The following is a 24,632-nucleotide window of genomic DNA, read 5'->3' as shown; positions in this document are numbered from 1 at the left end:
GTGTACTCACGGTCACGGGTGAAGCTCCTTGCGCAGGTGTCGCTTGAGAATCTTGCCGGCGGTGCTCTTGGGCAGCGCATCACTGAAGTGAATCTGCTTGGGTACCTTGTAGTGGGCCATGCGGGCTCGGGCATGCTCGATCAGCGCCTCCTCGCTGACTTCCTCCCCCTCCTTGAGCACCACCACGGCGGTGATCGCCTCGATCCACTTCTCATCCGGCAGGCCGATCACGGCCACCTCGGAGACGGCGGGGTGCTGGAACATCACGTCTTCCACCTCGCGACTGGCCACCAGCACACCCCCGGTATTGATCACGTCCTTGATGCGATCGACGATGAACAGATAGCCCTCCTCATCGAGGTAGCCCACATCGCCAGAGTGGAACCAGCCGCCAAGAAACGCCTCTTCGGTCATCTCGGGCTTGCCCCAGTAGCCGGTGAGCAGCTGAGGCGAGCGATGAATGATCTCGCCCTGCTCCCCGGCCGGCACGTCGTTCATCTCGGCGTCGACGATGCGGGTCTCCACGGTGAGGATGGGGCGCCCCGCCGAGGCCGGCCTGGCATCGTGCTCCTCGGGGCGCAGCACCGTGGCCAGCGGGGCGATCTCGCTCTGGCCGTAGCAGTTGTAGAGCCCTACCCCGGGGATGCGGCGATGCAGCTCCTCCACCACCGGAACCGGCATGATCGAGGCACCGTAGTAGGCCTTCTTCAGGCGGCCGAGATCATGCCGATCGAACTCCGGATGGCGCAGCAGGCCGATCCACACCGTGGGCGGGGCGAAGAATGACACGATGCCGTGCCGCTGGATCTGTGCCAGGCAGTCGTCCGGGGCCGGCGCCTCGCGAAGATGTATCGGTGCGCCCAGCAGCAGGGCCGGCATCAAGAAGACGTGCATCTGTGCCGAGTGATAGAGGGGCAGGGCGGCCAGCATCGGCTCGTCGGCCTTGATATCCAGCTCCACCATGCAGGCCATGTACTCGGCGAGCAGGGCCTGGTGGGTCATCATCGCCGCCTTGGGGGCGGCGGTTGTGCCCGAGGTGTAGAGCAGCTGGGCCAGGCTCTGGCTATCGAGCATGACCTCGGGCTCGGAGGCATCACCCGTGCCGAGGGCCTCCCGAATCACATCGAAATCGTCACCCTCCTGAGCATGCAGGGTGCCGGAAAGTACCAGGTCACGGCCCCGGCAGGCGGCCTCCACCTTGTCGGCCAGGCTGAGGTCGCTCAGCAGGCCGCTGGCGCCGGACTGTTCGAGGATATAGCTGAGCTCCTCGCTGCTCAGGGCGAAATTGATCGGCACATGCACCAGGCCGGCACGGGTGGCGGCCAGCCAGGCAATCACATAGGCGTCGGAATTCTTGCCGTAGACCGCCAGGCGATCCCCCGGCTCGAGGCCCAGGGCCAGCAGGCGGTTGGCCACCCGGTTCACTGCCCGGTCGAGTTCGCCATAGGTCCACTGACGATCGTTGAAGGTCAGTGCCGAACGGACGGCGTGCTTGCGGGCGGTGCGCCCCAGGGCGGCGCCGATGGTGTGCTGCTGGATGCGATTCTGCATGGTCATCTCATCTCCACGAGTTGTGCTGTCTTGTTGGGGGGAGAGGGGCGTCAGGCATCACTGGGCGTGATCAGGCGGCAGTCGCTCTGGTCCAGGGGCCGAAACGCTTCCGCGGCGGGAATGGTGCGTACCAGGCGGAAGATATCGTCCTCGTCGGCGGCTTCCTGCGGTGACTTCACTTCCACCAGGTACATGTCATGAACCATGCGCCCGTCCTCGCGGATATAACCACCGCTGGCGAAGATGTCGTCGATCGGAGTCGCCGCCATCTGGGCGCGTACCGCCTGGGCCTCATCGGTGGCGGCCGACTCGATGGCCTGCAGCATGTACGACGAAAAGTCGCTGCTGGGGAAGGGGTGGCGGATGCTGCCGACCACGTTGCCGCCACTTTCCTCCACCACTCGCGCGACATCGCGCTCCAGGGCGTGGCCGAAGGAGTAGTCGGCGCTCAGCAGGTACCAGTCGGTGTTGCCTTCCCGGGTGATGGCACTGGCAGTGCCGTTGGACATGGCCCAGGTGTCGTAGACCCAGTGGACATGGTTGGGTGAGCAGTTTTCGTTGGTGATGCTCGAGGAGACCGCACCGTTGACCAGTCCCAGGCGGTTCTCCTCCTCGAGGAGCTTGACGGTGGCAAGCGTTACCGAGGAGGCCACCAGGCCGGTCACCATGTCCACGTTGCGCTCGTCGATCCACTCGCGTACCACGCTGGAGCCCACGTCGGGGCTATTGCGGTCATCGGCACTGAACAGCACCACCTTGGCACCGGCCACCTTGCCTCCCATGTCCTCGATGGCCATCCGGATGGCGTCTTCGCCCAGGGGGCCGATGGGGTCTCGATAGGCGCCGGTCATGTCGGCCAGGTAGCCGATGCGGATCTCGTTATCGGTGATGGCGGCGGTGGCGGCCTGTGAGGCGAGCAGCATGGAGGCGGCGAGAGCACCGAGGGCAGGCGTGCGGGTAGGGATCATGTGGGTGCCTTTGCGTTTTTGCGTTGTTGTTGTCGATCTTGGAGCGGGTGGTGAACCGGTGCCCCGTGACCCATGGTAGGAACAAAGATCGGGAAGGGGTTGATCTATCGGGCCAGGATTTTTGCATTTACTGCCAATTTTTCGGCCATATCGCCGTGCTGGCGGAATCAAGGCCTCGGTTAGTCGACATATGCGGCCAAGATATGAGACCCCCAATAACGCAAGGAGGCGCCCGAAGGCGCCTCATGCTGACTGGTCAAACTCGGTGGCTGAGTGGTTGAGTAGCTGAGTGGCTGAGTAGCTGAGTGGCTCAGTGATCGTGACCATGATCCTCGTGATCGTGGTCCTCTTGGCCCGGCTCGGCCAGGGCGTCGTGCAGGGTGTGAGCGTTGTGGCGGATCATGCCCAGCCAGGTGCTGGCCTCGCCTTCGCTGGCCAGGGCGTCGGCGTAGAGGGTGCCGGCGATGGGCAGGCCGGTCTCCTCGGCCAGCTGCTCGAGCAGGGCGGGGCTGGTCATGTTCTCGTGGAAGAGGGCGCGCACATCCTGCTCGTGGATCACCTCGATCAGGCCGGCCATATCGGCGGCGCTGGGTTCGGCGTCGGTGGAGAGTCCCTGGAGTGACATAAAGCGCAGCCCGTAGGCGTGGGCGAAGTGGCCGAAGGAGGCGTGACCGGTGATGACGCTGGTGGTGGCGGGGATCTCGTCGATCAGCGCGCGGACCTCGTCATCGGCCGCCTCGATCGCGTCGATATAGCGGGCCGCGTTGGCGGTATAGGCATCGGCGTTCTCCGGGTCGGCCTCGACCAGGCCGTCGCGGATATTGGCCACATAACGCTTGCCGGCGATCAGGTTCTGCCAGGCGTGGGGGTCCTGGTCGCCATGGTCATGCGCATCTTGGCTGGCGTGGCCATGTGCGTCCTGGTCGCCGTGCTGCTCGTCCTGGTCACTGTAGTCATGCTCGTTATGGCCACCGTGCTCCTCATGCTCGGCATCGACCAGCCCCTCGATGCCCTCCGTGGTGACCACCAGTGGCCCGGTGTAGTCGCTGGCTGCCACCAGGCGCTCCATCCAGCCCTCGAACTGCAGGCCGTTGAAGACCACCAGATCCGCCTCGGCCAGGGCTCGGGCGTCGGTGGGCCGCGGTGAATAGACATGGGCATCGCTGTTGGGCCCCACCAGGGAGGTGACCTCGACATGTTCGCCACCGACATTCTCGACCATATCGGCGAGGATGCTGAAGCTGGCCAGCACCTGCACGGGCTCCTCGGCATGGGCGGTGGGCAGGGCGAGCAGGGCGGCCAGGCCCAGGGCATTGATGGCGGGGGACAGCGGACGCATGACAGGGGATCTCCGTTGAGTCATTCGGGTTCCGGGGCGCCCAGCGGCGTGGCGCGGCGACGCAGCCGGGCGAGCAGGCTGTGGTGGCGACCCACCAGGGCCGAGAGCAGGTAGCCGCTCCCGGCGAGCAGGATGATCGAGGGGCCCGAGGGCAGGTTGAGATGATAGGAGAGCAGCAGCCCGCCGCTGCTGGCGATCAGGGCGACCAGGATGGCGATGCCGATCAGCCCCTCGAGGCGCTGGCTCCAGAAGCGGGCGGTGGTCGCCGGCAACATCATCAGGCCCACCGCCATCAGGGTGCCGAGGGTCTGGAAGCCGGCGGTCAGGTTGAGCACCACCAGGCCCAGGAAGACGCCATGGATCAGGCTCACCGGGCTGCCCTGGCCACGCAGGAACAGCGGGTCCAGGCACTCCACCACCAGGGCGCGGAAGATCACCGCCAGCACCACCACGATCAGGCTGCTGATGGCGGCGATCAGCAGCAGGGCGGTGGTGTCGACGGCCAGTATCGAGCCGAACAGCACATGGGTGAGGTCGACGCTGCTGCCACCCATGGAGACCAGCATGACGCCGGCGGCCAGCGAGATCAGGAAGAAGCTGGCCATGGCCGAGTCCTCGCGGTGGCCGGTCATCTGCGACACGCTGCCGGCCAGCACCGCGACCAGCAGGCCCGAGAGGATGCCGCCCAGGCTCATGAGGGGCAGCGAGAAGCCGGCGGCCAGGAAGCCCAGGGCCACTCCGGGCAGGATGGCGTGGGCCATGGCATCGCCGATCAGGCTCATGCCGCGCAGCATCAGGAACACCCCCAGCGGCGGTGCGGCCAGCGACAGCGCCAGGCCGGCCACCAGGGCGCGCTTCATGAAGCCGTAGTCGAGGGGGGCAAGCAGCCAGGCGTCAAGCAGTTCCAGCATCGAAGGTATCCGGGAAGGTGAGGGGCAGGCGGGGGGCACGGGGCGGCTGTCCGGCGTAACGCTCCAGCAGAGAGGCGGGGTTCGCCCAACGGCCGTGGCCACCGGTCAGTATCAGCACGTCATCGGCCAGGCGCGAGAGCTGCTCCAGGTCATGCAGCACCACCACGATGGTGGCGCCATTCCGGGCCATGTCGCGCAGCACATCCATCAGCACGTCCACCGTCTCGATATCGACGTTGGCGAAGGGCTCGTCGAGCAGCAGCAGCTCGGCCTCCTGCATCAGGGTGCGGCCGATCAGTGCGCGCTGGCGCTGGCCGCCGGAGAGCTCACCCAGCTGGCGATGGGCCAGGTGCGAGATGCCCAGGCGCGCCATGATCTCGCGGCCGCGGCGGTAGTGGGCCGCACAGTACCCCTTGAGGGCGCCGTGGCTGGGCCAGCTGCCGGTCATGATCAGCTCTTCCACGCTCATCGGGAAGGTGAGATCCAGGGCCAGCTGCTGGGGCAGCCAGGCACGGCGCTCCTTGGGCACCTGGCAGGCCACCCGGCCGGAGATCGGTCGCAGCATGCCCATGATGGCGCTGATAAGGGTGCTCTTGCCGGCCCCGTTGGTGCCCATCAGGGCGGTGATGGCCCCGTCCTGGAAGCGACCCTCCAGATGCTCCAGCACGGTGCGCCCGCCGCGGGCCAGGGTCAGGTTCTCGAGCTGCAGGCGTGACATCACACCCCCCAGCCGGCGGCCCAGGCCACCGCCAGCCACAGGGCCACCAGCGGCAGTGCCGCCAGCAGCAGGCGGCGGGTGGCCGAAAGCGACATCAGCGAGAAGTGGCAGGGTCCTTCCGGGCGGTGCCGGTGTCTGCGGTGTGCCATGGGGTCCTCTGGGCAGTAGGCGGCGGAAAGCGGCAAAGGTTATAACATAACAAAATGCCGGCTGACCAGTGCCTATAGGCCGACTGGCCCCTGCCTGGAGCGGTCGCTGCGCGGGGCTTCGTAGGGGGGGGGGCCTACAGCCCCAGGGCGTGACGCATCACCGCGCGCTTGGCACCCTCCAGGCGCTCGGCCACGGCCATGCCGGCGGCACCGGCGTGGCGCAGCGGGGCGGCGCCGGTGAAGACATGGTGGAAGGTCTCCATGGCGGCGATCATCGCCAGGGTCTGGGGGCGCCGCTCCCGGGCATAGCCGGCCAGTGGCGCCCGGCCGCCGGGGTCGTGCCGCGACCGGAAGGCATTGATCACCCGCCGGCTCAACGCCTCGGCGTCCTGCATGCCCAGGTTGAGTCCCTGGCCGGCCAGCGGGTGGATCACATGGGCGGCATCGCCCACCAGCGCCAGGCGCGGGCGCACATAGCGTTCGGCATGGCGACGCCGAATGGGGAAGCTGGCCCGCCCGAGCACCTCCTCCACGCCGCCCAGGCGAGTGGGAAACTCGTGCTCGATGGCCAGGCGCAGCGCCTCGTCATCCAGCGCCTCCCGGGCCAGGGTGGCCTCGGCAGTGTCGTACCAGATCAGCGAAGCGTAGTGACCGGGCAGCGGCAGCATCGCCTGGGGCCCCCGGGGGGCGAAGCGTTGCCAGCTGACATCCTGCTGAGGCAGCCGGGTACGCACGTTGGTGATCAGGGCGCGCTGGCCGTAGTCCTCGTCGCGGGTGGCGATGCCGGCCAGCTCCCGGGTGTGGGAGCCGGCGCCGTCGGCACCCACCACCAGCCGCGTCGCCAGCAGGCGGCCGTTATCGAGCTCCAGCAGGCAGCGGTGCCCGCCGGGCACCCAGGCCACCGGGCCGGCGTGGCAGATCGTGGTGACGCCAGGCAACTCGGCCAGGCGCTGCCACAGGGCGCGACGGATCACCCGGTTCTCGACGAAGAAGCCGAAGTCGGGCAGTTCGAGGTCGATGGCACTGAAGCGGATATGGCGCTTCTCGGCCGCATCGCTCGCCTCGATATGGCGGAAGGGGCAACGCCGCGACTCGGGAATGAAGGACCAGGCGCCGACCTCCTCCAGCAGGCGCTGGGAGGCGAGGTTGAGCGACGATACCCGCAGGTCGAAGGGAGCGTCATCGGGAATCGCCGCCGGTGGAGCGCCGCCCTCCACCAGTGCCACGCGCATGCCGGCCTGACCCAGCGCCGCCGCCACGGCCGCCCCGACCATGCCGCCGCCAACGATGACCGCATCCAGGGTGTCGTTCATGCCTCTCTCCTCGCCAGGTGCCTTGCCAGATTGCCGTACGGGGCTGGCAGCATAACGCGTTCGGCGACGCCATGGGATTCGAGAGCGCTCCAGATCCTTGTTTGAATGTTCATTTAAAATAAATCATGCTGAAAATACGACGCTTCCAATACAACACGAAACGCAAAGGAGTCTCCGATGAATCAGCGACTCAGTGGCCTGGTGCTGGCCGGCCTGCTGGCGGGTGCCTCGGGCGTGCAGGCCGATGTCAGCATCACTCGTGGTGCGACTGCCATACCCGACGGTGAAGCCCAGGCCGACCAGGACCTGACCGTCGCCAACGATCGACTGGCCTTTGCCATCGCCACGGAGTCACGCCCACCCTGGGGCGTGCCACGCGGAACCCTGGTGGACCTGGCCGCGGTCAAGGATGGCGAGATCGACCTCGACCGTATCGCCTTCGCCGACTTTATTCCCAATAACTGGTCCGCCTGGCCCAACGACGGCAAGGAAGTGGAGATCGTCGAGGACACTCCCGAGCGTGCCGTGGTGCGCATTCGGCGCAACTGGGCCGATGCCTGGGTGACCACCACCTATACGCTGGAAGCCGGTAGTGACCGGATCCACCTCCATACCGAGCTGGAGAACGCGGGCGAGGAGCCCCTCGAGGCCATTCGTTCAGGCTTTACCCTGTGGCCGGATACCGGCTACCTGTTTGGCGTGCCCGGCCTCGGTGATGCCAAGGAGACCACCGCCGAGAACGCGCGCAGCGATCGCATGGTGGCCTATGACCGTGACTGGGCCTTTGCCCTGCATGCGCCCTATTTCGACCGCGTCAACTATCAGGGCCAGGACATGTACCTGGAGCATGATCTGGCGCCCGGTGAGTCGCGCACCTTCGAGGGCTGGCTGCAGGTGGTTCCGGATGGCGACCTGGCACCGGTAGTCGCCGCCGAGGCCGAGCGTCGCGGTGAGGCGACCGGGCGCTTGAGCGGTAGCCTGCGCAACGATCAGGGCGAGGCGCCATCGGATGGCCTGGTGATGATCGAGAAGGATGGCCATCCCTATGCCTGGACACTGGCAGAGGAGGGTCAGTACGCGATCGACCTGCCTGAGGGCGACTACTCGGCCTATGCCACGGGGCTTGGCCACGCGAGCAGTGAGCCTGTGTCGCTGAGTATCGCGGCGGGTGACACGGAAACGCTCGATGTCGATGGCCTGAAGGGGCCCGGCACGCTCAATCTCGAAGTGCGTGAGGCGGGCTCCGATACTCCTCGCGACGCACGCCTGGTGATCCTCGAGGGCCAGCAGCCGCCGGTGGAGTTCCTCGGCAAGCAGACCTTCTTCACCGAGCTGGAGCCCGCGGGCCAGGCCAGGCTCGAGCTGGCACCCGGCGACTATCGTCTGGGGGTGAATGCCGGTGCCGGCTTCACCGCCAAGGCCCAGGAGCTTGAGGTCAGCCTGGCGTCCGGCGAGACGGTCGACGAGACCTTCGTTATCGAGCGGCTGGCTGAGCCCAACGACCAGGACTGGTACGGCGGTGACCTGCACCACCATGCCAACGTGCTGGAGGGCACCACGCCGCCCGAGATGGTGGTGCGCGCCCAGCTGGCCACGGATCTCGACCTGACCTTCGTCAGCGACCACGACTCCACGGTCAACCATGCGGAGTTTCAGGCGCTCTCCGAGCGGCGTGGGGTGCCCTTTATCCCCTCCATCGAGATCTCGCCCTCCTGGGGGCATCAGAACCCCTTCCCCATCGACATCGGTGCAGAGCTGCAAGTTGACCCGGGCACCGATAGCGTACAGGACGTGCTGGCCGAGGCCCGGCGTCTCAACGCCGAGGTGATCCCGCTCAACCACCCCTTCAACGACTATGGCTATCTCCGCAATCTAGCCGCCGACAATGTACCCGGTGGCTTCGCGACCGGCTTCGACCTGCTGGAGATCAACGCCGAGGTCGACAATGAGCCGACCGTGGCGACCGCCCATAATCTCTGGGACGTCGGCACAGGCGTCTACTTCACCGCCGGCACCGACACCCACGATGCCTGGAACGACCTTACCGGCCGTATCCGCATGATGGCACGGGTGCCTGGCGAACTGACGCCGCGTGCCTTTGCCCGGGCCCTCAAGAATGGCCACGGTTACGCCACCGAAGGTCCGCTGCTGTATCCGCGCAACGGACTGTTCGGCGATACGCTGCGCCTGACCGAAGGTGAGACCTACACCTGGACGCTGGACGTGGAGGCCGTGGATGGCCTGGCCGAGGCACGCCTGATCGGTCGCGGCGGCGAGGTCCTGCAGACCGTTGCGCTGGATGGTCGCCAGGCGGAGCTGGCACTGGAGCTTGATAGCGACGTGGAGGGCTGGGTCGCCCTGGAGGTGGACGATCAGGATGACGATACCGCCTGGAGTAACCCGCTGTGGATCCAGCGCGATTCAGCAGACGCGTACACCGCAGCACTCGATGACTAATGGCGCACCTTGACTGCGCGAGTCGTTAACAAGGCCGCACCCTTCGGGGGGCGGCCTTGCTCTTTTTATGGTTATGGTGTGGCCTTTCCTTTTCCTTTTCCTTTTCCTTTTCCTTTTCCTTTTTCATTTGCATGCCCGGGGGCAATCGCGTCGAGGCTGCCATCTCCCCATGATCCGGGAGTGTGGTCGGGAGGCGGGCTTATAGGGGCCCGCTATTCGCCGAACTGCTCGGTATCGACCTCGGCCTGCGGCCCTTCGGCATAGCGTGCGCCGGAAATACGCGGCGGGGCGAACAGCGCATCCAGGCTCGTTACGTCGTCGGCGCTAAGGGTCAGCTCCTTCGCGGCCAGGTTCTCGCGCATATGGGCCACGCGGCGGGTGCCGGGGATGGGCAGGATGTCGTCGCCCTTGGCACGCAGCCAGGCCAGGGCGAGCTGGCCAGTGGTGGCTTCCCGCTCGTGGGCCAGGCGCTCGAGTTCGGTCAGCAATTCCAGATTGCGGGTGAGGTTCTCGGTGGTGAAGCGGGGCATGCCGAGGCGTACATCGCCCTCGACCAGACTCTCCCGCTCGCGGACCGACCCGGCGAGGAAGCCACGCCCCAGCGGGCTGAAGGCCACGAACAGGGTATCGGCCTCGCGGCACGCCTCGAGTACCGCGATCTCGGGGTTGCGGGTCCATAGCGAGTACTCCGTCTGCAGCGCGGCGATGGGGTGCTCGGTGCGCGCCCGACGCAGGGTGGCCGCGGATACCTCGGAGAGGCCGATGGCGCCGATCTTGCCCTCCTCCATCAGTCGACCCAGTGCGCCCACACTCTCCTCGATGGGTACCCCCTTGTCCCAGCGGTGCAGGTAGTAGAGGTCGAGGTGGTCGGTCTGCAGGCGCTCGAGGCTCGCCTCGCACTGGCGGCGCAGGGTGGCCGGGCGGCCATCGATCACCTTTCGGCCCAGCTCGGGGTCGATGGCCATGCCGCACTTGCTGGCCAGCAGAATCTCGTCACGCTTGCCGGCGAGCGCCCTGCCCACCAGGCGCTCGTTGGCGGTGGCGCCATACAGGGTGGCGGTGTCGAAGTGGCGATAGCCCATCTCGAACGCTTCCTCCAGGGCGCGCCGCCCCTCGGCCTCCGAAAGCGAGTGGCCGTAGCCGTGGGAGAGATTCATGCAGCCCAGGCCGATGGCGGGGGAGGAGACGGCCTTGAGGCGAGCGATCAGGGGGTTCATCACGGTTCCTTGCAGTGTGTTCAGAGATGGCAGGCGACAATCTTCACCACGCGGCCAAGTGTCAGGCTCGGTTCACCTGGCGATGCAGATGAGGGCGTCCCCCATGGTCACCGCCTGGGCCCCGAGAGTATCAAGATACGCCATCCCGTTGGCCGCTACCTGATACCGTTTCTTGTCTCCAGGCGGAAGGGCAGGTCGGGTCGACGCCACCTGATCGGTTGACCAGGCGTCGAAATTTGAGCGATCGCTCAAGATGGGTTAGGGTGACCAATGAAACACGGCGTAGCCATGCATGCGTCTAAATTTGAGCGATCACTCAAGCGCGTGCTGGTCCCGACGACATGTTGTCGGTCTACCGCTACTTTACCTGACTCAAGGATTCGCCAAATGACCGAATTTACCCTTCACGACAAGCAAAGCGCACCAGAAGAAAGCCAGAAGCTTCTTGATAACTCCATACAAGCCTTCGGCATGGTCCCGGGCCTGCACGCCGTGATGGCGGAGGCGCCCGGCCTGCTCGATGCTTACCAGCAGCTTCACCAGCTGTTTCTGGACAGCAGCTTCAATGACGAAGAAGTGACCGTGGTATGGCAAACCATCAACGTTGAGCATGCGTGCCACTACTGCGTGCCCGCGCATACCGGCATAGCCAAGAGCATGCAGGTGGACGATGCCATCACGGAGGCCCTGCGCAACGAAACTCCGCTGCCTACGGCACGTCTGGAAGCCCTGCGAGACTTCACGCTTGCAGTGGTGCGCGGGCGCGGAAACGTCGAGGACAGCGACGTTCAGGCATTCCTGGAGATGGGCTTCACCAAGCGTCAGATCCTTGAGGTGGTTCTGGCGGTGGCGCAAAAGGTCATGAGCAATTACACCAACCACCTTGCCGATACACCGCTCGACGAACCCTTCAAGAAGTTCGAGTGGCACAAGGTCAGCTGAGATAGGGAGACGACGTGAATAATCTGACAGCAGTCGATGAAGGCAGTTACGTCGACGAGGTAGTGGAAAGCCACAAGCCCGTACTGATCAAGTTCTGGGCGCCGTGGTGTGCACCCTGCAAGATGCTCGACCCGGTAATCGAATCCATCGCCGAGGAGCGCAGGGAGACCCTCAAGGTGGTGACCCTCAATGTCGATGAAGCGCCGGTGCTGGCTGCCCAGAATGGCGTGCGGGGCCTGCCTACCGTGACCCTCTACAGGGAAGGGGAAAAGCTCGAGTCACTCAGTGGAGTGCAGCCCAAGGAGAGCCTGGACGCCCTGCTGGATCGCAACATCCGAGGCTAGGCGCCTGGGTATCGAGAGGCGTTACGTGGCCCGTTGAGGAGATCGCCTCAACGGGCCACGCCTTTACCGCTCAGTGAGCAGAGGAGCGCAGCGCTTCCAGAGAGGATGCCATGTCGTCGGCCAGAGCATGTACGGCTGCACTATCGACATCGCGCTGGGCGAAGGAGCGCAGCCCCATCACCTCGGCCTGTAACCGTCGGCCAAGCCGGGTGGGGTCGAGCTCCTCGTCCAGCTCTCCTGTCTGCTGGGCCTTCGCGAAGCTGTCGATAAAGCGCTTCTCCATCGTCGTCAGTAGCGCCTCTGCTTTCTCTCGGGCGTCCTTCTCCCGCTCCCCCAGTTCCAGCAGGCTCTTGACCAGCATGCAGGCACGGCTGGGTACCGCTTGATCGCGAAGCCCGCCAAGCTGGCGCAAATAGGCAGCCAGTCCGGCTAGCGGTGACTCGTGAGCCGCCAGGGTGCGCTCAAGCTCAACCAGTGCCAGGTGGGCATAGCGCTCCAGCGCTTCCTGGAATAGCTGACCCTTGCTGCCGAAAGTGGCATAGATACTCCCGGGGTGCATCTCCAGCGCCCGCTCGAGATCCTTGAGTGAGGTGTCATGAAACCCCTTGTGCCAAAATAGCTGCAAGGCACGTTCCAGAGACTCTTGCCGGTTGTGTTGTGTAACTCGGGACATGATGCCGGTCCATGATTTAAGCGCTTCAACCCTTGAGGATAAAGCTTGAGTGATCGCTCAATGCTATCCTTTCGGCCCTGCCATCGTCCAGCCGTCGCCATTCGGCGCTGGCCGTCAATGAAAGCAGAAAAGTGCCTCCTACACGGCTGATTAAGCGGCTTGTCACGATGCTCGATCGCACCGATTTCGTCTCGAGGGGCGGTGAAGGCATGGCACTTTTCTACGCATTGACTGCTTCCATGCATTGGCTGCGACCAAAAAAGAGATGATGTGGCCTGCATCATCTTCCCGCTCGCAATCGCTATCCGGTGGCCCCCATGGGCCGGGTCCTCTCCGTGCAAGCCTGACTCGTCTGCCGGGACGCACCTGCCCAGTTGGGCGAACGTCGCGATTTCCTATCACCGAGCATGTGGTAGGTTGGCCGGTGATGCGCCCCCTATCGGCGCCACCTTCCAAGGATCACGGAGCGCCAGGCATGGCCAAGCCCTTTCTACTCTTACCGCGCTACCGCGTGCTGCTGGCCGGGTTGTTCAGCCAGCTGCTGTGTGTGGGCGTGGCGCGTTTCGCCTATACCCCGCTGCTACCGGTGATGCAGCAGCAGACCTGGCTGAGTGACGCCCAGGGAGGCTGGCTGGCCGCTCTCAACTACGCCGGCTATATGCTCGGGGCACTGACAGCGGCCTCCATCAGCAGCATCCGGCTCAAGGATACGCTCTACCGCCTCACCCTGGTGCTGGCGCTGCTCTCCACCGCCGGCATGGCGCTGGCCGAAAGCTTCTGGCTATGGGCGACGATGCGCCTGGTGGCCGGCTTCTCCAGCAGCGGCGCCATGCTGCTCGCCTCGGGGCTGATCCTGCACTGGTTGATCAGCCATCGGCAGCGTGGCGAGCTTGGCATTCACTTCGCCGGGGTCGGCCTGGGCATGCTGCTGGCGGCCCTGGCGGTCGAGCTGATGCTGCGACTCTCGTTTGACTGGCAGGCTCAATGGTGGGGCTTCGCCGCCCTGGCCGTGGCGCTGCTGATCCCCGCCTGGTGCTGGCTGCCGAGACCCGCGAAGCCGGCACCGGGCAGCGGGGGAGAGCAGCGCCGGGCCCAGCCGCCCAGCCGCACCTTTATGAGGCTGATGCTGGCCGCCTACTTCTGTGCCGGCTACGGCTACGTGATCAGCGCGACCTTTATCGTCGCCATCGTCGAGCGCGAGCCGCTGCTGGCCGGGGCCGGCAACTGGACCTTCGCCCTGGTGGGCCTGGCGGCGGCGCCCGCGGTAATGCTGTGGGATCTGATCGCGCGCTGGATCGGCTATCTCGGCGCGCTGATCGCCGCCATGGGCCTGCAGGTGGTGGGGATCGTGCTGCCGGCGGTGACCGACAGCCTGGCGGGGGTGCTGGCGAGTGCGGTGCTCTACGGCGGCACCTTCCTGGGCTGTGTCAGCCTGGTGCTGACCATGGCCGGCCGGCTCTACCCCCAGAGCCCGGCGCGCATGATGGGGCGCATGACACTGGCCTATGGCGCCGCCCAGATCATCGCCCCGGCGCTGACCGGCATGCTGGCCGAGGCCACCGGCCACTACGATATCGGCCTGTGGCTGGCGGGTGGCTTCGTCGCCCTGGGGGCGGTGCTGCTGGTGTGGCTGCGCGGGGTGGACCAGACCGCCCAACGGCTGGATGCCGAGGCCAAGGCTGTGGCCTAGTGCACCGTTGGGCGATTCGCTTACCTCAGTCGTCGATGCCGAGCATCACATCCGAGGCCTTGATGACTACCTGAACCTCGCTGCCCACGGCGATGCCGAGCTCCTCGATGGCGTCGCTGGTGATCATCGACTTGATGGTGTTGCCGCCGCCGATATCGACGCGGACCTGGCTGTTGACCGGGCCCTCCTTCACTTCCAGCACGGTGCCCTTGATCACGTTGCGTGCGCTGATCTTCATCCTTGAGTCTCCTCGAGTGTGGTGGGTCAGGGGCATTGGCCCCTGTCAGGCGGCGTGCCCTCGGCGCGCCTGCGCACAAGATGCCGGCGCAGGCGCTCGCTGGCAAGTCCTACCCCCAGGCCAATCAGCGCTCCTCCGAAGAGAGTTGCCACGGCGGTGGCGGCGATTACCGGCCGACAGTCGGGGCGGGCGTCGAAAAGCCGCCTGCTCAACGTCAGCTCGAGCCCGGCAAAGGCCAGCAGGGCACCGACCACCGGCGTGGGAATCGCCGCCAGCCAGGTGATCACGGCGCTACCCTGCAGCGCGGCCAAAGCGCAGGCTGCCGCCATGGTCAGCGGAGCGATCAGGCTACGGGCGCCGAAGCGATAGTGGGCGGCCATGCCACCGGCGCCGTGACACATCGGCATGGCCCCCAGCGGCGTCAGCACCAGGTTGAGCAGCCCGCTGGACGCCGCCAGGCGACGTTCGCTGACGCGTGAGGCGGCGGCCGGAAACAGTGACCGTGATACGGCGGTGGCCACCACCACGGCATTGAGCAGCGTCAGCGGCAGCTGGGCCAGGATCCCGCCTGCCACCGATGGAAGCGAGATGCCTTCGCCCGCCGGCGTCGAATGCACTGCCTCGGGCAGTGCGTCAGCCGGCACCAGCCAGATGGCGGCGATGACCACGACCAGCGCCCAGGGCCCACGTGACCATCGCCAGGACAGGCCCAGGGCGGCCACGGCCGGCAGTGCCAGCCACCAGCCTGCGGCCATCATCTCGAACGCGAGTGCCATCAGCATCAGGCCCAGGCCGGCCTGCAGGCCGACCGTCACGGACTGGGGCAGCGCCCGGGCCGCACGGCCAAGATAGGGAGTGGCGGCCAGCGCCAGCAGTACCAAACCAAGCGTGGCGCCGGCCAGGGCCGTTTCACCGGCGGTGAGGCCGCCGACAAGTATCATCGCGCCCAGCGCCTTCATCGGTTGCACGGCGATGGGCGCGCGGTAGAGCAGGGCCACCAGCAGATAGCCGATGGCGAGGCCGACAAACACCGGCCGCGGCGACAGCACGCCCAGGGCAGTCGCCGCGATCACATAGGGCAGCAGCGTGCCCAGGTCGCCGAAGGCGCCGGAAATGTCGCCGCTTAGCGCCGCCAGGGTCTGCCGGCGAGGTCGCCATGGGGTAAAGGAAGACATACTCTCCACTGTAGCGCCTTGGCGCAGGAACCGAACCCAGGTGGCCTGTTCGCTACCGCCGTCGCCATATCATTTACCACCGCAATCACCACAGTAATCACCACCCCAGGAGTGACCCGACCATGGCTGAACGCGTGATCCTGACCACCTCATCGCACCTCGAGGGCTACCGAGTCACCGAGCATATCGACATCGTCTCCGCCGAATGCGTGTTCGGCATGAACGTTCTCAAGGACATGTTCGCCGGCTTCCGCGACTTCTTCGGCGGGCGCAACAAGTCGTCCCAGAACGCGCTGCGCGATGCCAGAAAGACCTGCCTGGATGAGCTGCGAAAGGAGGCGGAATCCGTGGGCGCCAATGCGGTCATCGGCATCGACCTCGATTACAGCGAGATCTCCGGCGGCGGCAAGTCGATGCTGTTTCTGGTGGCGACCGGGACCGCGGTGAAGGTCGCTAAGGGGTGAGATGACCGCGGAGGAGCCGATGGCCTTCCACAACCCGAACCCAAAAATTCGTGACATCGAGCAGTGCAACGCCCAGCTGCGGGCGGCCCTGTTTGCCAGGGTATTCGGCGTTGCATGGCGCAGGCTTCGCCAGGGGTGCGGTGATTGTCGCCAAGGCGATTCTGGCGACGTCGGCGACGGAGAAGCTCCTGACGGCATCGCCGATTTGTGCGACCACTACCCGACCTTCAGGGGGGCAGAATCTCGATCAGCCGGCAGTGGGCCAGGGTGGCCCAGGGAAATGTTTCAGATGCCTCCACAGAATTCCCGTCCAGGTATAGTGCGACGATGACCTGCATCAACGCCGGACGGAAGAATAACGTGGACAGATGCGCAGGGTGGCAAAGTGGGGTTCGGGATGCTTAGCTAGGAGAAAGCTAATTAAAAAGTAGCAGGGACGCATGTACTACGCGCACTCCACATCTGTGGCCGATAAATCCGACTGGCAGACACTCGAGAGTCATCTTTCTGAGGTCGGACGGCTAGCGGCATGCCGGGCCGAGCGCTTCGGTTCTGCCGAGCTGGGGCGAGTTGCCGGGCTTCTGCACGATCTTGGCAAATATACAGAGCCGTTTCAGCAGCGACTCGAGGGGGCACCTAAACGAGTCGATCACTCCACAGCTGGAGCCGTTGTCGCTAAGGAGCAGCTCGGGCAGCTAGGTCATCTTCTCGCCTATGCCATCGCTGGCCATCATGCCGGGCTCGCTAATGGGCGCGACCTCGGCGAGCGTACGCCGCTGAGCCAGCGCTTGCTTGCCGAACTGCCGGAACTGGATACGGCTTGGCGGGATGAAGTCGCTCTGCCGGCCAGCGTGCCGGCACCGGCCACTTTTACGCCGCGCCAAGATCGCGCCTGCTTCCAGCTAGGCTTTTTGGTTCGCATGCTTTTCTCCTGTCTGGTCGATGCCGATTTCATCGATACCGAACGCTTCTACGCCCAGCATGAGCGGGGGTTGCGCGTCGCTCGTGGTGGTGGTCCATCGCTCGAGGTGTTGTGTGAATCGCTGGATCGGCACTTATCGAGATTCAAGGCCGACAGCGAGGTCAATCGGCTACGCGGTGAGATTCTGGCCCATGTGCGTGGCCAGGCGAGCGAACCACCGGGACGTTTCACGTTGACGGTTCCGACCGGTGGTGGCAAGACGCTGGCGTCGCTTACCTTTGCGCTCGAGCATGCCATCGCCCATGGCATGGATCGCATCATCTACGTGATCCCCTTCACCAGCATCGTTGAGCAGAATGCGGCAGTGTTTCGCCAGGCGCTGGGCGAGCATGGCGAGGCTGCCGTGCTGGAGCACCATAGTGCGTTCGACGCCAATGATGGTGCTAGTGGGCGCGATAGCAGAAGCATCGATAAGCTGCGTCGGGACAGCGAGAACTGGGATGCACCCATTATCGTCACTACTGCCGTGCAGTTCTTCGAAAGCCTGTTCGCGGCGAAGACCTCGAGGTGTCGCAAGCTGCACAATATCGCGCGCAGCGTGGTGATCCTCGATGAAGCGCAGACCATGCCCTTGCCACTGCTGCGCCCCAGCGTGGCGGCGTTGGACGAGCTGGCCCTGAACTATCACGCCAGTGTTGTGCTGTGTACCGCGACCCAGCCAGCGCTCGCGGAATTGGATGAACCCGAGCATAGTTTCAAGGGTGGGCTCCGTGACCTTAAAGAGCTAGCTCCCTGTCCTCAAAGGCTCTACCAGGAGTTGGAGCGCGTTCGTGTATGCCATATTGGTACGCTCGATGATGTGACACTGCGTGATCAGGTGATCGAGTGCGATCAGGTGCTGTGTATCGTCAATAATCGCCGACATGCCCGTGCTCTATTTGAGTCGATCGAGGATCACCCTGGCGCCTTTCACCTCACCACCTCCATGTGTGCCGTGCATCGTCGGCAAGTGCTAGCCGACATACGTAAAGCGCTTAAAGCCGGTTCACCCTGTCGAGTCGTATCAACGTCCTTGATTGAAGCGGGGGTCGATGTCGACTTCCCTCTTGTGCTGCGCGCCGAAGCGGGACTGGACTCCATTGCTCAAGCGGCCGGGCGCTGCAATCGTGAGGGCAAGCGTGTGGCCTCCGATAGCGAGGTGCGCATCTTCGCTACGGCCAACGAAGACTGGGCGCCGCCGCCGGAGCTCAAGCAGTTTGCCCAGGTGACCCGCGAGGTGCTGCGCAGCCACGGCGATGCCCCCCTAGCACTGGATGCCATCGACGCCTACTTCCGTCTGCTCTATTGGCAGCAGGGGCACGATACGCTCGACAAGCATGACCTGTTGGGGCTTTTCGAGCGTGGCGGGCTAGAGGGGCTGCCATTCGATACGGTGGCACAGCAGTTCCGCATGATCGAGAACACCCAGCAAGCCGTGATCATTCCCTTCGACGATACCGCCCGCGACGCCATCAGGCGGCTCAGCCATGTCGAGGGCGTCGGTGGCATTGCCCGCCGGCTTCAGCCCTACACGGTGCAGGTGCCGCGGCGGGGCTTCGAGGCGCTCCAGCACGCCGGCGCCATTGCCGCGGTAGAGCCGGCGAAATTCGGCGAGCAGTTCATGGTGCTGATTAACGAGGACCTCTACGACGATTGGCTGGGCCTGAATTGGAATGAGCCGACGTTTCGTGCAAGCGAGTCAAACATTTGGTGATGTCGGCTGATGAAGCGATAGAAGACACCACAAGGAGTAAAGGATGACGTTCGGGGTGCGTTTACATATCTGGGGAGAGCGGGCCTGCTTTACTCGCCCCGAGATGAAGGTGGAACGGGTATCTTACGATGTGATCACGCCCTCGGCGGCACGTGGCATCCTGGAGGCCATCCACTGGAAGCCGGCGATCCGATGGTGTGTTGATCGCATCCATGTTCTGAAACCGATTCGCTTCGAGTCGATTCGACGCAACGAGGTAGGGCATAAGTTGCCAGCATCAACGGTCTCGAAGGCGATGAAGGCCGGGCGCGTGGATGATGTTGCCTATTACGTCGACCAGGGACGCCAACAGCGCGCGGCCACCGTCTTACGCGATGTGGGTTATGTGATCGAAGCGCACTTCGAGTTCACCTCACGCGCCGATGACAGCGACACGCCCGGCAAGCACCTGGATATCTTCAACCGTCGCGCCAGGCAGGGACAATGTTTTCATATGCCGTGCCTGGGAACACGTGAGTTTCCGGCGTCGTTTGCGCTGATCGAGTCCGACGAGGCAATGCCCTCGGTCGATGAGCAACTGGCCGGCGAGCGAGATCTGGGCTTCATGCTTCACGATATCGATTTCGCCAACGGCAAGACGCCACGCTTCTTTCGTGCCGGCATGCGCGATGGCGTGATCGAAGTTCCGCCCTTCGCGGAGGCCCTGGCATGATGCTTTCCGCTCTGAACGACTATTATCACCGCCTGGCGGTGCAGGGTAAGGTGCCGGCGCCGGGGTTTAGCAGCGAGAAAGTCAGCTTCGCACTGATTCTGTCTGCCGATGGCCAACCGATAGAAATCGCCGATCTTCGCGACACCACCGGAAAGAAACCGCGGCCGGTGCTGATGCAGGTTCCCATCGATAAGTCGCGAACTTCAGGCATTCACGCCTATCCCCTATGGGACAAGACCGCTTACGCCTTCGGTGTGACGAAGGGCGCAGGCAAGCGACTTGCCGATGAGCATGCCGCATTCAAAGAGCGTCAGCTTGAGCTGTTCGGCGATAGCGATGATCCGGATCTGCGTGCCTTTTTGCGGCTGATGGAGCAATGGCAGCCGGAGCGGCTGAAGACACTGCCGGGATATAGCGATGAGGCGCTGGATGCCAATTTCGTCTTTCGCATCGATGGCCAGCACGCCTATCTGCATGAAAAGACGGCTGTGCGCGATATTTGGCGCGAGGTGATGGAGAAAGACGATGGAGCCCATGGGCAGTGCCTGGTGACTGGCGAGACTGGGCCACTGGCACCGGGCCATCCTCGTATCCGCGAAGTCAACGGGGCTCAAAGCTCGGGCGCGGCGTTGATCTCCTTCAACAGCGACGCCTACGAATCCTATAGCAAGGGTGGCATGGCCAATGCCTCGATCTCGAAGGCCGCCGTTTTCGGTTATGCCACGGCGCTCAACCATATACTGCGACGTGATGCGCACAACCACCAACGTCTGCAGATCGGTGACGCCACGGTGGTGTTCTGGGCGCGGGCGCAAGACACGGTGCATGCCGAAGCCGCCGAGGGGTTGTTTGCATTGCTCAACAACCCGCCTACGGATGAGCAGGAGGCTGCACGGTTGAAGACCGTGCTCGAGGGTGTGGCGATGGGGCGGCCGCTGGCTAGCCTGGATCCTGAACTGGACGGCAGCACAGAATTCTTTGTACTGGGGTTGGCCCCAAATGCCGCTCGACTCTCGATTCGTTTCTGGTGCGTCAACGATCTCGATCATCTGGTCCGTCATTACGTCGACCATCGGCGTGACCTTGCCTTGGAGCCCTCGCCTTGGAAAGGGGTGGCGCCGAGTAGCTCTTGGTTAACAAAACAGACTGCGCCAATTCGAAAAAAAGATGGCAAGCCAAGTGCCGAGGATGTTCCACCTCAGCTAGCCGGAGAGCTGATGCGTTCGATTATCACCGGATGCCGTTATCCTCGGGCTTTGTTGAACAATATTGTGATGCGCTTTCGCAGCGATGGACAGGTTACTGGTCCACGTGTTGCCCTCTGCAAGGCCGTGCTCGCGCGTGAAGCGCGTCTCGCGGCGCATATGACGTCATCCACACAGGAGGTGCCCGTGAGTCTCGATCCACACTCCACCCACCAAGGCTATCTGCTTGGTCGACTGTTCGCCGAACTGGAAAATGCCCAACGTAGTGCGCTGGGAAAAGAGCTTAACGCCACTATCCGTGATCGCTATTACGGTGCCGCCTCGGCGACGCCGGCCAGCGTCTTCCCGATGCTGTTGCGCAATGTCCAGCACCACCTATCGAATATGCGAAAGAAAGAAAAGGGAGGGCTGGCACACAAGATCGAAAGCGAGATCGGGGCAATCATCGATGGGCTTGGAGAAAGCTTTCCCAAGAGTCTTCGCATCGAGGATCAGGGGCGTTTTGCGATCGGTTACTACCATCAGTCGCAAGCACGCTTTGCCACGAAAGATGGCGCCGCTAACAACGCAGAAGATGAACAGGGAGAGTCAAAATGAGTGTTATCGCCAATCGCTATGAATTCGTGCTGTTGTTCGACGTGACCAACGGCAACCCCAATGGCGATCCGGATGCCGGAAATTTGCCGCGACTCGACCCGGAGACCAACCAGGGGTTGGTGACCGATGTGTGCCTCAAGCGCAAGATCCGTAACTATGTGGCGCTGGAGCAGGAAGGCAACGCGGGCTACGCGATCTATATGCAGGAAAAGTCGGTACTGAACAATCAGCACAAGAAGGCATACGAGGCATTGGGTATCGAGCCCGAGGCCAAGAAGCTGCCGAAAGACCAGGCGAAGGCACGAGAGCTGACCGCATGGATGTGTGCCAACTTCTTCGACGTGCGAACCTTTGGTGCGGTCATGACCACCGAGGTCAATTCCGGTCAGGTACGCGGCCCGGTGCAGATGGCGTTCGCCACCTCGATCGATCCCGTCGTACCGATGGAAGTCTCGATCACACGCATGGCGGTGACCAATGAGAAGGATCTCGAAAAAGAGCGCACCATGGGGCGTAAGCATATCATCCCCTATGGGCTCTATCGGGTTCACGGCTATATCTCCGCCAAGCTTGGTGAGCGCACTGGTTTCACTGAAGACGACCTTGAGCTGCTCTGGCGTGCCCTGATCAACATGTTTGAACATGATCGCTCCGCTTCACGAGGGGAAATGTCGGCGCGCAAACTGATCGTCTTCAAGCACGAAAACCCGATGGGCAATGCGCCGGCTCACACCCTATTCGACCGCGTCCAGGTCAAGCGCGTCGAAGGCGAAACCGACACGCCGGCGCGTTACTACAGTAATTATGCCGTCACCGTCGACCGCGACGAGCTGCCGTCCGGCATTACGATCGATGTGCGGCTTTAGGCGGTTCAGGGCATGGAGGATGAGGTTCGTCCGTTACCGCTGTCGGCGCTGCAGCACTACCTGTTCTGTCCACGGCAGTGCGCGCTGATTCACCTTGAGCAGCAGTGGGCAGAAAACCGCTATACCGCTGAAGGGCGCATCCTGCATGAACGCGTCGATCGCTCCGGGCACGAGCGACGTCGCGGTGTTCACACCGCCACGGCCTTGCCGCTCGCCAGCGAGCGACTGGGACTGACGGGCGTTGCGGATGTGGTCGAGTTCGATGAGCGCGAAGCGACGATAGTGGTCCGGCCGATCGAGTACAAGCGGGGCCGGCCCAAGGCGCATCGCGCCGATGAAGTGCAGCTTTGCGCCCAGGCCTTTTGCCTCGAGGAGATGCTTGAGGTCACGATCGGCGAGGGTGCGCTCTACTATGGCAAGACACGGCGGCGCAAGATCATCGCCTTCGATGAGGCGCTCCGAGCGCTGACCCGGGAGGTCATCGCGAACACGCGCACGCTGTTCGAAGGCGTCGAGACGCCTGCGGCCATCTATGAACCTAAGCGCTGCGATCGCTGCTCCCTGATCGATTGTTGCCAGCCCCAGATAATGGGAAAGCAACGCTCGGCGAGTCGCTGGTTGGCGCGCCAGCTCCAAACCCTGGGCAACGAGTAAACGCCATGCGACGTCAGCTGAATTCCCTTTACATTACGACCGAAGGCGCTTGGTTAAAGAAAGAAGGCGCTAATGTTGTCATGCAGGTCGAGGGCAAGGAGCGTGCACGCTTGCCCATCCATATGCTCGAATCGCTGATCTGTTTCGGCCGCGTTCTGGTCTCGCCTCCCCTGATGGGGTTTTGCGCCGAGCAGGGCGTCACCATCACGCATCTTTCGCCCAACGGCAAGTTTCTGGCCCGTATCGAGGGGCCGGTGTCGGGCAACGTGCTGCTACGGCGTACGCAGTACCGGCGAAGTGACGATGAAGCCGGTTGTGCGGCCATCGTGCGTGGCATTCTCGTCGGCAAGGTCCACAATCAGCGCGCCGTGCTCTCACGTGGCCTGCGAGACTACGGTGCCAAACTCCCGGAAGGTGAACGTAGCCGTCTAGCGCAGGCACGTTCGCGTTTGGAGCGGATTGCCCGCGACCTGCTGACGGAACCGCTGACCAGCGGGCTACGAGGACTCGAGGGCGAAGCTGCGCAGGTCTACTTTAGCGTGTTCGACCGACTTATTCGGCGTGACGATGAGGCCTTTCGCTTTCAGGGGCGGAATCGTCGGCCGCCACGGGATCGTACCAACGCGCTGCTGTCGTTCTTCTATACCTTGCTTACTCACGACTGTCGTTCGGCGCTAGAGAGTGTTGGCCTCGATCCATCCGTCGGTTTTCTGCATCGCGACCGGCCAGGGCGTCCCAGCCTGGCACTCGATCTCGCCGAGGAATTCCGGCCGCTGCTGGGGGACCGACTGGCTTTGTCTCTGATCAATCGGCGACAGCTGCGTGAGCGGGACTTCACGGTGACCGAGAGTGGTGGCGTCATATTGACGGATGATGCTCGCAAGGCCGTGCTGACCGCCTACCAGGAGCGAAAGCGTGACGAGCTCAACCATGCCTTTATCGGTGAGAAGGCGCCGATCGGTTTACTGCCATCACTACAAGCCCAGCTTTTGGCACGCCATCTTCGTGGGGATCTGGATGCCTATCCGCCCTTTCTCTGGAAATAGCGTCTTGCTTGGGAGGCGAATGCAATGATGGTACTGGTCAGCTATGACGTGAGCACTACATCCGAAGGTGGGCCTCGGCGGCTGCGACGTGTGGCCAAGGCGTGTCGTGACTTCGGACAGCGGGTGCAGTATTCGGTATTCGAGATCGAAGTCGATCCGGACCAGTGGGCACGGCTACGTCAGCAGCTGTGTGACTTGATCGATGAAGAGGTCGATAGCCTGCGTTTCTATTTCTTGGGGCGACAGTGGCAAAAACGCATCGAGCATGTCGGTGCCAAACCGGCACTGGATATGAATGGCCCACTCGTTTTTTAGCAGCCACGGTGCTTTGCGAACCCCAAGCGTCCTGCTTTTTTCCGATCTGTTCGCGGCTCTTTAACATTATGTTTTAATTGATATTTTCATGCCCTAATCAAATGTTGGCGATTCTGACCGGAGTTCCCGCGATCTTTCGCTGGTTCACTAGTATTTCATTAGTTGAATCAACCTGTTACAAGGGAGCAGTCGCGGCCCGCACGGGTCGCGCGGATAGAAACACGGCGGCGAGTGACAGGGCCAGCATCCAGCCGTTGGTCGCGGCCCGCACGGGTCGCGCGGATAGAAACTCCACCCAAAACACCCGCCCGAGGATCCGCGGGGTCGCGGCCCGCACGGGTCGCGCGGATAGAAACACGCTGGTCTCGAGTGCCAGCTCCTCCACGCCGCTGGTCGCGGCCCGCACGGGTCGC

The 24,632-nt window shown here is 63.7% G+C and carries 24 protein-coding genes; 12 read left to right on the top strand and 12 right to left on the bottom strand.

Annotated features, from left to right (window positions below; all coding sequences use genetic code 11):
* Positions 1–12 precede the first annotated feature (12 nt).
* The 7 genes from IOC61_RS14870 to IOC61_RS14840 form a co-directional block, all read right to left on the bottom strand.
* On the bottom strand, positions 13–1,557 hold the full coding sequence (locus IOC61_RS14870) for an acyl-CoA synthetase (protein WP_195689518.1): 1,545 nt from the start codon (positions 1,555–1,557) through the stop codon (positions 13–15).
* 44 nt (positions 1,558–1,601) lie between these two features.
* Positions 1,602–2,519, bottom strand: coding sequence for an ABC transporter substrate-binding protein (locus IOC61_RS14865; RefSeq protein ID WP_195689517.1), 918 nt, complete (start codon positions 2,517–2,519; stop codon positions 1,602–1,604).
* A 310-nt stretch (positions 2,520–2,829) separates the two neighbouring features.
* Entirely contained in the window at positions 2,830–3,858 is a 1,029-nt protein-coding gene (locus tag IOC61_RS14860) for a metal ABC transporter solute-binding protein, Zn/Mn family (protein ID WP_195689516.1), read from the bottom strand.
* A 20-nt stretch (positions 3,859–3,878) separates the two neighbouring features.
* Positions 3,879–4,769, bottom strand: coding sequence for a metal ABC transporter permease (locus IOC61_RS14855; protein WP_195689515.1), 891 nt, complete (start codon positions 4,767–4,769; stop codon positions 3,879–3,881).
* Positions 4,753–5,487 carry a metal ABC transporter ATP-binding protein gene (locus IOC61_RS14850; RefSeq protein WP_195689514.1) on the bottom strand — a complete coding sequence of 245 codons (735 nt, stop codon included), beginning with the start codon at positions 5,485–5,487 and terminating at the stop codon, positions 4,753–4,755. The genes IOC61_RS14855 and IOC61_RS14850 overlap by 17 nt, the downstream gene beginning before the upstream one ends.
* Entirely contained in the window at positions 5,487–5,636 is a 150-nt protein-coding gene (locus tag IOC61_RS14845; RefSeq protein WP_165927470.1) for a hypothetical protein, read from the bottom strand. The genes IOC61_RS14850 and IOC61_RS14845 overlap by 1 nt, the downstream gene beginning before the upstream one ends.
* Positions 5,637–5,770: 134 nt before the next feature.
* Positions 5,771–6,949 (bottom strand): FAD-dependent monooxygenase, encoded by a 1,179-nt coding sequence (locus IOC61_RS14840; RefSeq protein WP_195689513.1) that lies wholly within the window; start codon positions 6,947–6,949, stop codon positions 5,771–5,773.
* A 177-nt stretch (positions 6,950–7,126) separates the two neighbouring features.
* On the opposite strand from IOC61_RS14840, the gene IOC61_RS14835 reads away from it, so the two are divergent.
* Complete coding sequence (locus IOC61_RS14835; RefSeq protein WP_195689512.1) at positions 7,127–9,406, top strand: CehA/McbA family metallohydrolase; 2,280 nt, start codon at positions 7,127–7,129, stop codon at positions 9,404–9,406.
* 212 nt (positions 9,407–9,618) lie between these two features.
* Here the strand turns inward: IOC61_RS14835 and IOC61_RS14830 are convergent, their stop codons facing one another.
* A complete protein-coding gene (locus IOC61_RS14830) occupies positions 9,619–10,623 on the bottom strand; it encodes an aldo/keto reductase (RefSeq protein WP_195689511.1) in 1,005 nt (334 codons plus the stop codon).
* Between the two features lie 387 nt (positions 10,624–11,010).
* On the opposite strand from IOC61_RS14830, the gene IOC61_RS14825 reads away from it, so the two are divergent.
* Together IOC61_RS14825 and trxA are read left to right on the top strand one after the other, a co-directional pair.
* The gene (locus IOC61_RS14825; RefSeq protein WP_195689510.1) at positions 11,011–11,565 is read left to right on the top strand and encodes a carboxymuconolactone decarboxylase family protein; all 555 of its coding nucleotides are present in this window, start codon (positions 11,011–11,013) and stop codon (positions 11,563–11,565) included.
* Positions 11,566–11,579: 14 nt separating this feature from the next.
* The gene (gene trxA, locus IOC61_RS14820; protein ID WP_195689509.1) at positions 11,580–11,909 is read left to right on the top strand and encodes a thioredoxin; all 330 of its coding nucleotides are present in this window, start codon (positions 11,580–11,582) and stop codon (positions 11,907–11,909) included.
* Between the two features lie 70 nt (positions 11,910–11,979).
* Here trxA and IOC61_RS14815 read toward each other — a convergent pair whose 3' ends face one another.
* Positions 11,980–12,534 (bottom strand): TetR/AcrR family transcriptional regulator, encoded by a 555-nt coding sequence (locus IOC61_RS14815; RefSeq protein ID WP_229333160.1) that lies wholly within the window; start codon positions 12,532–12,534, stop codon positions 11,980–11,982.
* Between the two features lie 523 nt (positions 12,535–13,057).
* On the opposite strand from IOC61_RS14815, the gene IOC61_RS14810 reads away from it, so the two are divergent.
* A complete protein-coding gene (locus IOC61_RS14810; RefSeq protein ID WP_195689507.1) occupies positions 13,058–14,272 on the top strand; it encodes a YbfB/YjiJ family MFS transporter in 1,215 nt (404 codons plus the stop codon).
* A gap of 25 nt (positions 14,273–14,297) precedes the next feature.
* Here IOC61_RS14810 and IOC61_RS14805 read toward each other — a convergent pair whose 3' ends face one another.
* Together IOC61_RS14805 and IOC61_RS14800 are read right to left on the bottom strand one after the other, a co-directional pair.
* Positions 14,298–14,510 (bottom strand): TOBE domain-containing protein, encoded by a 213-nt coding sequence (locus IOC61_RS14805; RefSeq protein WP_195689506.1) that lies wholly within the window; start codon positions 14,508–14,510, stop codon positions 14,298–14,300.
* Positions 14,511–14,536: 26 nt separating this feature from the next.
* Complete coding sequence (locus IOC61_RS14800; RefSeq protein WP_195689505.1) at positions 14,537–15,685, bottom strand: putative sulfate/molybdate transporter; 1,149 nt, start codon at positions 15,683–15,685, stop codon at positions 14,537–14,539.
* Between the two features lie 122 nt (positions 15,686–15,807).
* Here IOC61_RS14800 and IOC61_RS14795 point away from each other — a divergent pair, with 122 nt between their 5' ends.
* The 8 genes from IOC61_RS14795 (at position 15,808) to cas2 (ending at position 24,219) form a co-directional block, all read left to right on the top strand.
* Positions 15,808–16,149: a YbjQ family protein gene (locus IOC61_RS14795; protein ID WP_195689504.1), complete on the top strand. Its 342-nt coding sequence runs from the start codon at positions 15,808–15,810 to the stop codon at positions 16,147–16,149.
* A 440-nt stretch (positions 16,150–16,589) separates the two neighbouring features.
* Positions 16,590–18,824: a CRISPR-associated endonuclease Cas3'' gene (locus tag IOC61_RS14790; RefSeq protein ID WP_195689503.1), complete on the top strand. Its 2,235-nt coding sequence runs from the start codon at positions 16,590–16,592 to the stop codon at positions 18,822–18,824.
* 43 nt (positions 18,825–18,867) lie between these two features.
* A complete protein-coding gene (cas5c, locus tag IOC61_RS14785; protein WP_195689502.1) occupies positions 18,868–19,536 on the top strand; it encodes a type I-C CRISPR-associated protein Cas5c in 669 nt (222 codons plus the stop codon).
* Positions 19,533–21,338: a type I-C CRISPR-associated protein Cas8c/Csd1 gene (cas8c, locus tag IOC61_RS14780; protein ID WP_195689501.1), complete on the top strand. Its 1,806-nt coding sequence runs from the start codon at positions 19,533–19,535 to the stop codon at positions 21,336–21,338. The genes cas5c and cas8c overlap by 4 nt, the downstream gene beginning before the upstream one ends.
* Positions 21,335–22,204 (top strand): type I-C CRISPR-associated protein Cas7/Csd2, encoded by an 870-nt coding sequence (gene cas7c / locus IOC61_RS14775; RefSeq protein ID WP_195689500.1) that lies wholly within the window; start codon positions 21,335–21,337, stop codon positions 22,202–22,204. Before cas8c ends, cas7c begins: the two co-directional genes overlap by 4 nt.
* A 12-nt stretch (positions 22,205–22,216) precedes the next feature.
* Positions 22,217–22,858, top strand: a complete 642-nt coding sequence (cas4, locus tag IOC61_RS14770) for a CRISPR-associated protein Cas4 (RefSeq protein ID WP_195689499.1) — start codon at positions 22,217–22,219, stop codon at positions 22,856–22,858.
* Between the two features lie 5 nt (positions 22,859–22,863).
* Entirely contained in the window at positions 22,864–23,904 is a 1,041-nt protein-coding gene (cas1c, locus tag IOC61_RS14765; RefSeq protein WP_195689498.1) for a type I-C CRISPR-associated endonuclease Cas1c, read from the top strand.
* Between the two features lie 24 nt (positions 23,905–23,928).
* Positions 23,929–24,219 (top strand): CRISPR-associated endonuclease Cas2, encoded by a 291-nt coding sequence (gene cas2 / locus IOC61_RS14760; RefSeq protein WP_195689497.1) that lies wholly within the window; start codon positions 23,929–23,931, stop codon positions 24,217–24,219.
* 175 nt (positions 24,220–24,394) lie between these two features.
* Here the strand turns inward: cas2 and IOC61_RS17975 are convergent.
* A partial coding sequence (locus IOC61_RS17975) for a hypothetical protein (protein WP_420706353.1) occupies positions 24,395–24,632 on the bottom strand: 238 nt, incomplete at its 5' end.

The organism is Halomonas sp. KAO, assembly GCF_015595025.1.
Lineage (GTDB): Bacteria > Pseudomonadota > Gammaproteobacteria > Pseudomonadales > Halomonadaceae > Halomonas.
This window is presented reverse-complemented; position numbering and strand designations above follow the sequence as displayed.

What these genes read in the sequence shown, in the direction of transcription:
- IOC61_RS14835 (WP_195689512.1), top strand. Translation starts at nt 7,127, where the DNA reads ATGAATCAGCGACTCAGTGGCCTGGTGCTGGCCGGCCTGCTGGCGGGT.
- cas2 (WP_195689497.1), top strand. Translation starts at nt 23,929, where the DNA reads ATGATGGTACTGGTCAGCTATGACGTGAGCACTACATCCGAAGGTGGG.
- IOC61_RS14805 (WP_195689506.1), bottom strand. Translation starts at nt 14,510, where the DNA reads ATGAAGATCAGCGCACGCAACGTGATCAAGGGCACCGTGCTGGAAGTG.
- IOC61_RS14850 (WP_195689514.1), bottom strand. Translation starts at nt 5,487, where the DNA reads ATGTCACGCCTGCAGCTCGAGAACCTGACCCTGGCCCGCGGCGGGCGC.
- IOC61_RS14800 (WP_195689505.1), bottom strand. Translation starts at nt 15,685, where the DNA reads ATGTCTTCCTTTACCCCATGGCGACCTCGCCGGCAGACCCTGGCGGCG.
- IOC61_RS14840 (WP_195689513.1), bottom strand. Translation starts at nt 6,949, where the DNA reads ATGAACGACACCCTGGATGCGGTCATCGTTGGCGGCGGCATGGTCGGG.
- cas1c (WP_195689498.1), top strand. Translation starts at nt 22,864, where the DNA reads ATGCGACGTCAGCTGAATTCCCTTTACATTACGACCGAAGGCGCTTGG.
- IOC61_RS14795 (WP_195689504.1), top strand. Translation starts at nt 15,808, where the DNA reads ATGGCTGAACGCGTGATCCTGACCACCTCATCGCACCTCGAGGGCTAC.
- IOC61_RS14865 (WP_195689517.1), bottom strand. Translation starts at nt 2,519, where the DNA reads ATGATCCCTACCCGCACGCCTGCCCTCGGTGCTCTCGCCGCCTCCATG.
- IOC61_RS14830 (WP_195689511.1), bottom strand. Translation starts at nt 10,623, where the DNA reads ATGAACCCCCTGATCGCTCGCCTCAAGGCCGTCTCCTCCCCCGCCATC.
- IOC61_RS14810 (WP_195689507.1), top strand. Translation starts at nt 13,058, where the DNA reads ATGGCCAAGCCCTTTCTACTCTTACCGCGCTACCGCGTGCTGCTGGCC.
- IOC61_RS14845 (WP_165927470.1), bottom strand. Translation starts at nt 5,636, where the DNA reads ATGGCACACCGCAGACACCGGCACCGCCCGGAAGGACCCTGCCACTTC.
- cas8c (WP_195689501.1), top strand. Translation starts at nt 19,533, where the DNA reads ATGATGCTTTCCGCTCTGAACGACTATTATCACCGCCTGGCGGTGCAG.
- cas4 (WP_195689499.1), top strand. Translation starts at nt 22,217, where the DNA reads ATGGAGGATGAGGTTCGTCCGTTACCGCTGTCGGCGCTGCAGCACTAC.
- IOC61_RS14855 (WP_195689515.1), bottom strand. Translation starts at nt 4,769, where the DNA reads ATGCTGGAACTGCTTGACGCCTGGCTGCTTGCCCCCCTCGACTACGGC.
- IOC61_RS14860 (WP_195689516.1), bottom strand. Translation starts at nt 3,858, where the DNA reads ATGCGTCCGCTGTCCCCCGCCATCAATGCCCTGGGCCTGGCCGCCCTG.
- cas5c (WP_195689502.1), top strand. Translation starts at nt 18,868, where the DNA reads ATGACGTTCGGGGTGCGTTTACATATCTGGGGAGAGCGGGCCTGCTTT.
- cas7c (WP_195689500.1), top strand. Translation starts at nt 21,335, where the DNA reads ATGAGTGTTATCGCCAATCGCTATGAATTCGTGCTGTTGTTCGACGTG.
- IOC61_RS14790 (WP_195689503.1), top strand. Translation starts at nt 16,590, where the DNA reads ATGTACTACGCGCACTCCACATCTGTGGCCGATAAATCCGACTGGCAG.
- IOC61_RS14825 (WP_195689510.1), top strand. Translation starts at nt 11,011, where the DNA reads ATGACCGAATTTACCCTTCACGACAAGCAAAGCGCACCAGAAGAAAGC.
- IOC61_RS14870 (WP_195689518.1), bottom strand. Translation starts at nt 1,557, where the DNA reads ATGACCATGCAGAATCGCATCCAGCAGCACACCATCGGCGCCGCCCTG.